Genomic DNA, 12,063 nt, shown 5'->3' with positions numbered 1-12,063 from the left:
AATCATGGGGAACAATCACGTTCTTGAGCGCGCCCGCTCCGCGGCCGCTGGTGTCGTCGTCGGCATCTTGGTCGTGGCGGGGCTGGTGTCGTTCGGGGGTGGAGTCGCCGTGGCGGCCGACGCCGCGCCGACGTTGCCGCCACTGCTGCAACGCGACGGTGACGTCGTCACATCCGACCCGATTCCAACGGTGCAGATCGACAACGGCTACGTCTGGGCACAGACCACCATCGGCTCCACCGTCTACGCCGTGGGCAAGTTCGACAACGCCCGCGAGCCCAAAGCCGCTCCGGGCACTGCCCTCACCGCGCGGTCGAACGTTCTCGCCTACGACATCAACACCGGGGCACTGCTGCCGTTCGCACCGAAGGTCAACGGCGTCATCAAGGCCGTCGCCGCATCTCCCGACGGCAGCCGCATCTACATCGGCGGTTCGTTCAACAATGTCAACGGCAAGGACCGTTGGAACATCGCCGCGATCGACGCGAAGACCGGCGAGCTGGTCGCCGGGTTCGTCCCGTCGATCGGCGGATCGGGCGTCTACGCTCTCACGACATCCGGAACCGCGGTCTACGCTGGCGGCCTGTTCGGCCAGGCCAACGGCACCGCACGGAAGAACCTCGCCGCGTTCAACACCGCGAACGGCGCGCTCCTGCCCTGGGCCCCGCAGACCGACCTGCAGGTGGATGCGATGGTGATGGACCCCGCCGGCAAGGACACCATCATCGGCGGACGGTTCTCGCAGATCAACGGCAACACCGAGATGCGTGGCAGCGGAGCCGTCGACAAGACCACCGGCACGCTGAACACCGCGTGGGAGCTGGCCAAGACGGTGAAGAACGGCGCCGGTAGCGGCATCTACGCCGGTAAAGCCGGAACCTTCAGCCTCACCACCGATGCCACCGGCGTCTACGGCACCGGTTGGGGCTATGCCGACGCTGCCACCGGCAACCTCGAAGGCACCTTCGCGGCCGAGGCCGGCACCGGCAAGGTCCGCTGGATCGCGGACTGCATCGGCGACCACTACGGCGTCTACTCGACCGGCAAGGTCGTCTACACCACGAGCCACACCCATACCTGCGAGACGTTGGGTCTCCACCCGGAACAGGCCCCGCGCGTGCACCGTTATTCCGAGGCATACACGGCCGATGCCCGGGGGACCCTCGCACCTCAGCCGGCGGCACCGGGCCGAAAGGACTGGGGCGGAACTCCCGCGCCTTCGCCGTATGCGTGGTCTCCCGACTGGGCGGTCGGTGTCACCACCGGACTCGGTCAGGCCGGGTTGTCGATCACCGGCACGGGCAACATGATCTCCATCGGAGGCGAGTTCCGCTCCGTCAACAACGGCCAGTTCGAGGGACTCGTGCGATTCTCGACCGCTCCTCCCGCCGGTCCCAAAGACGGCCCCCGCCTCTCCGGAGACAAGTGGCAGCCGACCGCGACGTCTCTCACCCCCGGCCGGGTGAAGGTGTCGATCCCGGCCAACTGGGACCGTGACGACCTCACGCTCACCTATGAGCTGCGCCGCGCCGGTTCGACCACTCCTCTGCTCACCACGAAGGTGGACTCCACCTGGTGGAACCTGCCCGCCGTCAGCTTCGAGGACACGACGGCTCCGGCCGGCTCGCAGCAGCAGTACACCTTCACCGCCACAGACGGCAACGGCAACACCGTCTCGAGCAAGACGGCGACCGTGACGGTGGCCGACCCGACGCCACCGTATTCCAACGCGGTGCTCGCCGATGAACCCCAGCTCTACTACCCGCTGGGAACCATCGGCCAGGACGTTGCCGGCGCGAACAGCCCGATCTTCCGTGCAGGGGCGAAGCTCTTGCCGTCGGGAACGTCGAAGGGCACGGGCGCGACGGCCCTCGACGGCACCGAGACCGGACGCGTCGACACCACCACGAAGATGCCCGCACCTTCCGCGTACTCCGCCGAGATGTGGTTCCAGACGTCGACGACAAGCGGCGGACTGCTGTTCGATTTCGAGAGCTCAGCAGCGGGCTTCTCGAAGAACTACGACCGCAACGTCTATATGTCGAACGACGGACGCCTGAACTTCGGGGTGTACAGCGACGGCACGAGAGTCATCACGACCAAGGCTGCGTACAACGACAACCAGTGGCACCAGGTCGTGGCGTCCGTCAGCCCCGAGGGGATGAAGCTCTTCGTCGACGGCCAACTCAACGATCAGATCACCGGTGTGACCAAGGGTCAGGCCTACGAGGGCTTCTGGAAGATCGGCAGCGGCAAGCTGGTCAACTGGCCGAACATCCCGACGTCGGTGTCCCTCACCGGCAACGTCAACCAGTTCGCCATCTACCCGTACGGGCTGAGCGCCGGGCAGGTGAAGACGCACTTCTGGGTCGCCAAGGGCTCCACGGCGCCCGTCGCGGCGTACACGGCGACCCCGGTCGGGCTCGCTGTGGCATTCGACGCGAGCACGTCGGTCCCGCCGGGATCCGCTACTGTCGCGGCGTACCGCTGGGACTTCGGCGACGGGACGACGGGTACGGGCAAGACGCCCTCGCACACGTATGCGGCGCCCGGCACGTACCAGGTCAAGCTCACGATCACCGACAGCCAAGGGCTCGTGGGGTCGGTCAAGAAGCCGGTGGTCGTGCAGGGAGTCAATGCGCTGCCCACCGCGTCTTTCACCCTCTCCTCATCGGGTCTCACCGCCTCGGCTGACGCAGCGGCATCGACCGACACCGACGGCACCATCAGCAGCTACAGCTGGAACTGGGGCGATGGCACGACCAGTGCGGGTGCGGTCGCCAGCCACGCCTACTCGACGGCGGGGACACGTACGGTCACCCTCACCGTGACCGACAACGTGGGCGGCTCGGCGACCACGACCCGCGAATCCGTCGTGGCGGAACCCGCGCCGCTCGCGGGTGACGACTTCGAGCAGGCATCCAGCCGCGGCTGGGGGAACGCGGTCGCGGGCGGCGCCTGGACGATCGCGGGCGGTTCGCAGGCGGCGGCTACGGTCGCCGACGGCTTCGGACGGTTGAACCTGGCCGCGGGCGACACCCGACACGCCACGCTGAACGCGACGTCGGTCCCGAGCCCGGCTCTGGAGACGACCTTCCGCGTCGATCAGGGGGCCACCACCGGTGGTGCGTACATCGGAGTCATCGCACGCGACTCCGCCGCCGGACGCTATCTCGTCCGCGCATGGCTCCGTCCCGACGGAACCATCTGGCTCGTCGCCCACCGTGACGGAACCGTCCTGGCCACCCGGGCCGTCTCGGGTCTCGCCTTCGCGGCGAACACCTCGTACACCCTCAAGGTCACGGTGACGGGCACCGCGCAGGCGTCCATCAACGCGAAGATCTGGGCGACCGGGGCGACGGAACCGGCCGATTGGCAGCTCAAGGCGTCGGATGCGACGCCCCTGCAGCCCGCGGGCGGGGTGGGCCTGAGCGGCAACCGCTCCGGCAGCTCGACCGCGGCACTCGGCGTGGCCTTCGACACGTTCCGCGTCACCGCAGCCGAGTAGCGCCCGGGGACGGGCATCGTCCCTCACCATGATTCAGCCGACCTCGGCACTCGAGGTCGGCTGAATCGTATCCGGAGGATCCCCGGATAGGATGTTCAGCGCTTCGTCCTGCCGCTTCGGGGACCAGAATTCCCCGCGCTGAGCAGTGGTCGATCGGTAAGGGGGTTGGACGTGACACATCCGTCGGCACCCGCGGCGACCGAGCTCGGGTCCTCGACCACCACCGCCAGCACGGCCGACAGCGCCGCCGCCCTCCTCCGGTCCAACCGCCGCCGCCGCAGCGTCCGCCGCTGGGTCGCGATCGGGACGATTCCGCTCACCCTCGCCGCGCTCCTGTTCGTGGGCAAGCTGCTGAGCATGTACGCCTTCGCACATCAGGCCATCACCGCCTACCTGGTGGACGACTTCGCCGGGTCGGAGGCATCCGCACGCGGACAAGACCTCCTGAACTGGTTCGAGCCGTACAAGGCACCGTTCAACATCGGCACCGCGCTCGGTGCGGCGGAGCAGCTGCCGGAGGCGCGGGCCGAGCTCGAAAGGGCACTCGACCTCGCCACCGGACTGGAGGTGTGCGGGGTACGGATCAATCTCGCCCTGGTGGTCGAGCGCATGGGTGACGCCGCACGCGCGGACGGCGACGGCGCGGGCGCCGCTGCACTCTACGGCGAGGCGCTCACGATCACGGTCGAGACGCCGGAGGAGTGCCGCAGCGAAGAGGCCCGGCAGCAGTCGTCCGACCCGCAGCGCGACATGGCCGATTCTCTCGACGGCACCGCCGATCGTCTCAAGCAGAAGCAGCAGGAGGAGCAGCAGCCGTCACCCCAGCCGCAACCGGGGGAGAAGGAACAGCCGTCGGAGGACAAGCTGAAGGGCCTGCAGGACAAGCTCGAGCAGGGGACGCAGGAACGCGATCAGCAACAGGGCGACGACCAGGGCGGTTCGGAGACGGACAAGCCGTGGTGAGCGATCACGAGAGGCAGCGCGCGCGCTACATCGCGGGCACCGAGGGCGCTCCACCCGTGCCCCCACCCGGCGGCTACCGAGGAGCGCGGCGCGATGCGTTCGGATCCGCACCGCGCCCGAACGTCGCGACGATCGCCCCGGCGGAAGAGCCGAGGAAGCCGTCGAACGCCCTCGGTTGGATCGCCCTCACCACCTCCATCCTCTTCGCGCTGATCCTGCTCGGGACGCTGATCGCCGGCGGCACCGACCTGCTCTACGGCGTCACGATGCTCGCCCTGCAGCTCGTCGTGGTCGCGGTCATCGCGGCCGCCCTGTTCTCGGCACGCGGACGGAAGCTGGGGGCGATCGCGCTCGTCGTGGCGATCCTGTTCAACGTCGCCACCGTGGGCGGCATGAGTGCCCTGCAGACCTCAGCCTCCGGCAACTACGAGGGTACGAAGACGGCCGCGCAGAAGCACGCGGAGGCCTATCCCGCGATCAAGGGCACCGACCCCCAGCAGACCCTCTCGCAGCAGTCGCTCGAGGAGGTGCGTGCGCAGGCCGAGACCATGTTCGCCGACATCCGCACGCGACTCACCGACGAGTTCGGCTACACCTGGGTGCAGGTGGGCGACGACGACCTGCGTCCGGAACGCAACGGCTACGGCGGCGAGTCGATGCTCGTCGAATTCACCTCCGCGGCGTGGGCGACGAACGAACCGATCCAGGATGACGAGCGCAAGCTCGACGTGATGCGTGTCGTCAACGAGGTCGTCGTCGAGCACGGACTGTGGGACCTCTACTCCTTCAACGATCCCTCGGTCTCGGGAATCGACCCCGCGATGATCGCGAAGCTCTACGGCAGCGACGACCCGCGCACGCAGACGACGTGGGAGTACTACACCGAGAACTTCCCCGATCCGCTGCGTTTCTACGCCACCATCAACGACCTCTCGAACGATCGGGACGGCGGATTCCTGGCCGCCCGCGAGGCGCAGAACGCCCGCACCGGCGAACCCCTCGAAGGCCTGCAGCTGACCGTGATCGCCAGCGGAGTGCTGAGCGAGGCCCATCGCGAAGAGTTCCAGACGAAGCTGCAGGAGTACCCCGGCTTCGAGTGAGACGGTGCCGGAGCCCTGCCGGGCCGTGGGCCGATGCGCGTCAGGGGCCGAGCGTCAGCAGCATCCGGGCCAGCACGTAGCGGGCGTGGCCGCGGGAGGTGCGCGGGTCGTAGCCCAGAGTCTCCACCAGCACCGTCAGACGCTCCTGCACGCTGGAATGATGGCGGCCGAGACGCGTGGCGGCGGCGCGCACGCTCTGCTCTTCGGCGACCGCGTCGAGAAGCTCCCGACTACGAGCGTCGAGGGCCGCGAGCGCGGCGGCATCCGGGTGCAACGGGCTCGACTCGGCGGCGTCGGCGACGAGGAGCAGCGCTCCGAGGTCGGCCGCATCGACCACCGGCTCGCCCGGACTCGTCAGACGCACGGCGACGAGAGCCGATGCCCACGACTGGGGAAGCTGGTCTCCCGGTCCGGCGAGACCGACGCCCAACCGCAGAGCAGCGGTATCGGGCCAGACTTCCCGCACGTCCGTCTGCGCGTCGATGATCGTCGCGCGCGTGAGTCCGTGCCGGGTGGCGACCGCAGCCGAGGGGTGCGTCGGCAACGGTGCGGGCTCCGGGGGTGACGCGACCAGTCGCAGCATGCCCGCGGAGAGCCGGAGCCGCGGCAGCGCAGCGGCCCGCTCCTCGGCACCGGCGTAGGAACTGATGGCGAGTTCGACCGCGCTCTCGGGGCCGACCGTGCGTCGCGCCCGGATGATGCCGAGGGCGAGGCTGAGCCGCTCCAGGATCATCGCGTCGTTCGAATGCGCATCGCCCTCCCGCTCGATCCAGGCGACGGCATCCGGCCCGCTCTCCCGGACGGGCCAGGAGGGGGACGGCTCGACGGGATCGATGCGCACCCCATCTGCCCGCACGCGCACGATGTGCCGGCCGTCGCGCTGGCCGACGGTCGCACCGCTCAGCACCGCCGCACCCCGCAGCATGCTCTCCACACCCACGGAGCGGGCGACGAGGGCATCGAAGTAGCTGACGACTTTGAGCGTCTCGCTGGCATCCGGGTCGAGGGCGGTGAGACGCCCCAGCAGATCTTGCATGTCGGCTCCATCGCGCGGGGATTCCACCCTACGGGGTCGGCGCGCGGCCCCGGAGGGTGGAATCCGGACTCAGGAGAGCAGGCGGTTCACCCAGTTGTCCCGCGCGGCGAGCATGGCCTGAGCGACGGCGGCGTGCGGGGCGAACATGTCGAAGCCGTGGAAGCCGCCGGCCCAAACGTGCAGCTCGGCCTGGACCCCGGCTTCCCAGAGCTTCGTGGCATAGGCGACATCCTCGTCGCGGAACACCTCTGCGCTGCCGCAATCGATGAACGCCGGGGGCAGTCCGCTCAGATCGGTCGCCCGCGCGGGAGCGGCATAGATCGAGACGTCGTCGGTACCCTTGCGGTCGCCGAGCAACGCCGTCCATCCGGTCACGTTCGACCCGCGATCCCAGACCCCGATCCCGTCGATCTGCCGGGTGGACACCGATTCGTCTCGGTCGTCGAGCATCGGGTAGATGAGCAGCTGGCCGATCAGCTCGGGGCCCTTCCGGTCACGGGCGAGCAGCGCGGTGCCCGCAGCCAGGCCTCCCCCGGCGCTGCCGCCGCCGATCAGCAGGCGCGACAGGTCGATCCCGAGCTCTTCGGCATGCTCGGCGGTCCACAGCAGACCCGCGTAGCAATCCTCCACCGGATACGGGTCGGGGAACTCGGGGGCGAGCCGATACTCGACCGTGACGATCACGCCGTCGTAGCGCTCCGCCCAGTCGAGGAAGCCGACCACACCGAGCCAGCGGTTGCCGATGATCATGCCGCCACCGTGGGTGTGGAAGAAGCCCGGACCGGTGCCGGTCCGGCCCTCCTTCTCGATCACGGACAGGACGATCTCGCCTCCGTCGTATCCGGCGATCGTGACGTCACGGCGCGTGAAGCCGCGGTCGTCGAGCACGGTGAAGATCTCCTGGTCGCCGCTCACCGGCGACTGGCGCATCAGCGGGATCATCTCGGGCGTCAGTGTCGACGGCAGCTGGTCGCCGACGAGGGCGAGAGCAGCCTCGAGCTCGGGATCGAACGGCGGTCGCGCCAGGGTCGTGTCAGTCATCGGAACTCCTTTGTCCTCGGCCACCATCGCGGCGGTGTTCCGCCAGCCTCCCGCACGCCGCTCCCGAGAGTAACCCGCCAGCGCGGGCGGATCCGACGTCTCCGATCCGCCGGATGGCGGGCTGTTCCGCTCCGGCGTCGCATGACTCCCTTGATGGCGCGTGCCGCCCTGGATAACCTGGCGCCAAAGGGAAGGGATGCGCGCATGATTCGAGCACTCGACGAGCAGCAGTCCTACGAACTGCTGTCCACCACCACGATCGGCCGGATCGGCTTCGTCCATGAGGACCGGGTGCAGATCCTTCCCGTGAACTTCGCGGTCTCCGGTCACGACCTGCTTCTTCGCACCGCCCCGGACGGCGTGTTGGCCGCCCTGACCTCCGAGCCGCTCCCGGTCGCGTTCGAGGTGGACTACCACGACCCCCTCGGCAACACGGCATGGAGCGTGCTGCTGCATGGCCCCCTCTCGCGGGTCCCCGACGACGAAGCGGCGGGTGGCGCCGCGCGCGTGCATCCGTGGGCGGGGGAGGATCGGAGCCTTCCGCTGTCGTTCCGCATCGAGAGCATCACCGGCCGTACCGTGCGACGGGACCAGTTCCGCGGCAAGGACTGAGCGCCCTCTCCGGGTGATCTCCGTCGTCGCTCAGTCGCTCAGGATGCGAGGGCCAGGCCGGCGGCGAGCGCGAAGCCCAGCACGGTCGCGAGTCCCGTCGATTCCTTGGCCTTGGACTGCGCCTCGGGGATCATCGAATCGACCAGCATCACGAGCAGGGCGCCGGCGGCGAAACCACTCGCCGCCGAACGGAACTCATCGCCGGTGATGCTCGCGAGACCGAAGCCCGCGACGGTCGCGGCCGCGCACAGCACCGCGACACCCGCCCAGAGCAGCAGCACCCTCGATTTCGCCATGCCGCCTTCGAGCAGGTCGGCGGCCGAGCCGATCGACTCGGGCAGGTTCGAGACCAGGATGGCGACCACGAGCGCGATGCTGACCGGTTCCCCGGAGGCGAGACCGATGCCGAGCACCAGCTGCTCGGGGATGCCGTCGAGCAGAGCGCCCACGGCGAGCTGACCTCCACCCGCCTGTTCCTTGGTCTTCGCAGCACGCGCATCGAGGATGCGGTCGGCGATGTAGTAGCTGATCGCTCCCCCGCGACGCCGACAATGAGGGGAACGGGACCGGCGAGATCGAGCCCCTCCTCCCAGAGCTCGAAGGCGATCGACGCCATGAGCGCGCCGGCGCCGAAGCCCAGCACGATGCCGAGCCAGCGCGGCGGCCACGTGCGCAGCAGTGCGAGCACCGCACCGATGAACAGCGGCGCAGCCGCGACCAGACCCCACAGGACTGCTCCACCCATGTCCGACCTCCGTGGGGCCTACTCTCCCACCTCCGAGCCCGCCATCCGGGTCGACCCACCCGTCTCCAGAAAGGGGCGCTAATAGGATGACCACAGCGGGAGCGGCGGGCGACCCAGCGAGGCGGCGATGAGCGACAGGCCGGTCGAGGTTCTGCGCATTCCTGCTTTCGCACTCTTCTGGTCATCGTCGACGCTCGGCGCGTTCACGGGCGCCGTGACCGCCTTCGCGTTCGGTCGGCGTGGTGGTGTTCGTCGTGGCTGCACTGATCGTGCTCTTCTCCCCACTGCGCCTGGCACGCCATGAAGATGTCGTTCAGTCGGAGTAGTCGGCGTTCGGGGTGACGAACGTCGCCGTGTACTCCTCGGTGCAGGGCGTCAGGACATAAACCTTGCCCCAACCCCAGCCCATGAGCATCGGATCGTCCTGGCTCAGGCGCGTCTGCCGTTCACCCGCCTCGATGACGACCCACCCCGCATCGTCCGTCCGCCAGCTGGCCTTCCCGACGACCGGGGTCACGTCGCCATCGAGGCACACCCGCCCGTCGTCGAGTTCCCGTTCCTCGGTGCCGAGCATCAGCGCCGAGACCTCCGCTGATCCGTCTTCCTTGAGTGTGAAACCTGCGAGTTCCGAGGCCTCTTCGAAGCCGTGATACGTCGCGGGGAACGACAGGTGCGCCGCCATGTCCTGCCGCGCGAGCGTCGACCCGCGGAAGGCTTGGACCGCCAGGACGAGAAGCACGACCAGTATCGCGGCGAGAAGCGCACCTCCCGCAATCAACCACCACCTACGCGACCTTGCTCTCTGCATGGCCACAATGTAGCGGCGGACCCTGAACGAGGACACCGATATGAAGCACCCGCCTCGCCCCCGTTCTGTGCCATTCGAATGGTATTCTCATGGCATGAAGGCAACCATGGACAAGGCAGGACGGATCGTCATCCCCGCTGCGCTCCGCGAGCGCGTCGGATTGATCCCTGGTCCTATCGATCTCATCCTCGACGGCAACGGCATCCGCATCGAGATCGATGCCCCGGACAACCTCATCGAGAAGGACGGGCGTCTCGTCGTCGCGTCGTCCGGCATGGCGATCACACCCGACGACATCCGCGAGTTGCGCCTTGCCGACCAGCGCTGACCTGCTCCTCGATACGAGCGCGGCGCTCGCGCTCCTCGTGGAAGACAACACCGCGCACATCGCGGTCCAGAGCGCCTGCGCCGGTGCAATCCTCGGCCTTGCCGGCCACGCCTCAGCAGAGACATACTCCGTGCTGACGCGCCTGCCGGGCCCCAATCGCCTGACCCCTCTGGCAGCGGCGAACGCGATCCGGGCTGCATTCCCCCGATCGATCTCACTCTCGGAAGAGGACGCGCGCACCGCCGTCGACGTTCTCGCCGATGCTGGAATCGCCGGCGGAGCGGTCTACGACGGCCTGGTCGCGTTGTGCGCCAGGGCCGCCGGGGTGACGCTCGTCACATGCGATCGCCGCGCGATAGGAACGTATGCGGCGCTAGGCGTCGATGTGCGCGTGATCTGACGCAGCACGGGGCGACACGCCGCCCGCCGATAGACTGGGAAGCATGTCCAAGGTCCTCCAGTCCCTGCCCGTCGGCGAGCGCGTCGGCATCGCCTTCTCCGGAGGACTCGACACCTCCGTCGCCGTCGCGTGGATGCGCGAGAAGGGCGCGGTTCCCTTCACGTACACCGGCGACCTCGGTCAGTACGACGAAGACGACATCGCCTCGATCCCGGGCCGCGCGCTGGAGTACGGCGCCGAGGCCTCGCGCCTGATCGACTGCAAGACCGCCCTGGTCGAAGAGGGCTTCGTCGCCCTCTCCTGCGGCGCTTTCCACATCCGCTCCGGCGGCAAGACCTACTTCAACACGACGCCCCTCGGTCGCGCGGTCACCGGCACCATGCTGGTGCGCGCCATGAAGGAGGACGGCGTCGACATCTGGGGCGACGGCTCCACCTACAAGGGCAACGACATCGAGCGGTTCTACCGCTACGGCCTGCTCGCCAACCCGCGCCTGCGCATCTACAAGCCGTGGCTCGACGCCGACTTCGTCACCGAGCTGGGCGGCCGCAAGGAGATGAGCGACTGGCTCGTCGCCCGCGACTTCCCCTACCGCGACTCCGCCGAGAAGGCCTACTCGACCGACGCCAACATCTGGGGCGCGACGCACGAGGCCAAGACGCTCGAGCACCTCGACGTCTCACTCGAGACCGTCGACCCGATCATGGGCGTGAAGTTCTGGGACCCGTCCGTCGCGATCGAGACCGAAGACGTCACCGTCACGTTCGAGGCCGGCCGCCCCGTCGCCATCAACGGTGTCGAGTACTCCGACCCGGTCGCCCTCGTCATGGAGGCGAACACGATCGGCGGTCGCCACGGCCTCGGCATGAGCGACCAGATCGAGAACCGCATCATCGAGGCGAAGTCGCGCGGCATCTACGAGGCTCCGGCCATGTCGCTGTTGTTCATCGCCTACGAGCGCCTGGTCAACGGCATCCTGAACGAAGACACCCTCGCGACCTACCACGAGCAGGGTCGCCGCCTCGGCCGTCTGATGTACGAGGGCCGCTGGCTCGAGCCGCAGTCGCTCATGCTGCGCGAGTCGATCCAGCGCTGGGTCGGGCTCACCATCTCGGGCACGGTCACGATCCGCCTGCGCCGCGGCGACGACTGGACGATCCTCGACACCGTCTCGCCGAACCTCTCCTACGGCCCCGAGAAGCTGTCGATGGAGCGCGTCGGCGATGCGGCCTTCGGCCCGGTCGACCGCATCGGCCAGCTCACCATGCGCAACCTCGACATCGCCGACTCCCGTGCGCGCCTCGAGCAGTACGCGGGTCTCGGTCTCGTGGGCGGTGCGACCGGCGAGCTCGTCGGCCGCGTCACCGCCGGCGAGTCGAGCGAGATCACCGAGTCCGTCCACGGGTCGATCTCCGAAGCCGACGAGACGCTGGCCGACGCCGTCGACTCGGCGTCCGAAGGCGCGGCCTTCGACTCCGGCACGGACTGACACATCGAGCGACACCGATGCGCCGGCACCCTC

The 12,063-nt window shown here is 68.7% G+C and carries 11 protein-coding genes; 7 read left to right on the top strand and 4 right to left on the bottom strand.

Features of this window, described 5'->3' with window-relative positions:
- The first annotated feature begins 4 nt into the window (after positions 1–4).
- The 3 genes from MST3598_RS00615 to MST3598_RS00605 all read left to right on the top strand — a co-directional run bounded on the left by MST3598_RS00615 (position 5) and on the right by MST3598_RS00605 (position 5,571).
- Positions 5–3,508: a PKD domain-containing protein gene (locus MST3598_RS00615; protein WP_081860226.1), complete on the top strand. Its 3,504-nt coding sequence runs from the start codon at positions 5–7 to the stop codon at positions 3,506–3,508.
- A 171-nt stretch (positions 3,509–3,679) separates the two neighbouring features.
- Positions 3,680–4,471: a hypothetical protein gene (locus tag MST3598_RS00610; RefSeq protein ID WP_029260832.1), complete on the top strand. Its 792-nt coding sequence runs from the start codon at positions 3,680–3,682 to the stop codon at positions 4,469–4,471.
- The gene (locus MST3598_RS00605) at positions 4,468–5,571 is read left to right on the top strand and encodes a hypothetical protein (RefSeq protein WP_231494506.1); all 1,104 of its coding nucleotides are present in this window, start codon (positions 4,468–4,470) and stop codon (positions 5,569–5,571) included. The genes MST3598_RS00610 and MST3598_RS00605 overlap by 4 nt, the downstream gene beginning before the upstream one ends.
- A gap of 40 nt (positions 5,572–5,611) precedes the next feature.
- Here the strand turns inward: MST3598_RS00605 and MST3598_RS00600 are convergent, their stop codons facing one another.
- The gene (locus tag MST3598_RS00600; RefSeq protein ID WP_096359331.1) at positions 5,612–6,607 is read right to left on the bottom strand and encodes a hypothetical protein; all 996 of its coding nucleotides are present in this window, start codon (positions 6,605–6,607) and stop codon (positions 5,612–5,614) included.
- A gap of 69 nt (positions 6,608–6,676) precedes the next feature.
- The gene (locus MST3598_RS00595; protein ID WP_021200092.1) at positions 6,677–7,648 is read right to left on the bottom strand and encodes an alpha/beta hydrolase; all 972 of its coding nucleotides are present in this window, start codon (positions 7,646–7,648) and stop codon (positions 6,677–6,679) included.
- Between the two features lie 204 nt (positions 7,649–7,852).
- Here MST3598_RS00595 and MST3598_RS00590 point away from each other — a divergent pair, with 204 nt between their 5' ends.
- Entirely contained in the window at positions 7,853–8,260 is a 408-nt protein-coding gene (locus MST3598_RS00590; protein ID WP_029260829.1) for a pyridoxamine 5'-phosphate oxidase family protein, read from the top strand.
- A 38-nt stretch (positions 8,261–8,298) separates the two neighbouring features.
- Here MST3598_RS00590 and MST3598_RS18625 read toward each other — a convergent pair whose 3' ends face one another.
- Entirely contained in the window at positions 8,299–8,709 is a 411-nt protein-coding gene (locus tag MST3598_RS18625; RefSeq protein WP_231924904.1) for a hypothetical protein, read from the bottom strand.
- Positions 8,710–9,318: 609 nt separating this feature from the next.
- A complete protein-coding gene (locus MST3598_RS00580; RefSeq protein WP_029260827.1) occupies positions 9,319–9,744 on the bottom strand; it encodes a hypothetical protein in 426 nt (141 codons plus the stop codon).
- Positions 9,745–9,907: 163 nt separating this feature from the next.
- Between MST3598_RS00580 and MST3598_RS00575 the strand changes: the two genes are divergently transcribed.
- The 3 genes from MST3598_RS00575 to argG are packed head-to-tail and all read left to right on the top strand — an operon-like array spanning position 9,908 to position 12,030.
- Positions 9,908–10,141 (top strand): AbrB/MazE/SpoVT family DNA-binding domain-containing protein, encoded by a 234-nt coding sequence (locus MST3598_RS00575; protein ID WP_029260826.1) that lies wholly within the window; start codon positions 9,908–9,910, stop codon positions 10,139–10,141.
- Positions 10,125–10,541 carry a PIN domain-containing protein gene (locus tag MST3598_RS00570; protein WP_029260825.1) on the top strand — a complete coding sequence of 139 codons (417 nt, stop codon included), beginning with the start codon at positions 10,125–10,127 and terminating at the stop codon, positions 10,539–10,541. The genes MST3598_RS00575 and MST3598_RS00570 overlap by 17 nt, the downstream gene beginning before the upstream one ends.
- Positions 10,542–10,584: 43 nt before the next feature.
- Positions 10,585–12,030, top strand: a complete 1,446-nt coding sequence (gene argG, locus MST3598_RS00565; RefSeq protein WP_021200085.1) for an argininosuccinate synthase — start codon at positions 10,585–10,587, stop codon at positions 12,028–12,030.
- Positions 12,031–12,063 lie beyond the last annotated feature (33 nt).

This window comes from Microbacterium sp. TPU 3598, from assembly GCF_002356155.1.
Classification (GTDB): Bacteria; Actinomycetota; Actinomycetes; order Actinomycetales; family Microbacteriaceae; genus Microbacterium; species Microbacterium maritypicum_A.
This window is presented reverse-complemented; position numbering and strand designations above follow the sequence as displayed.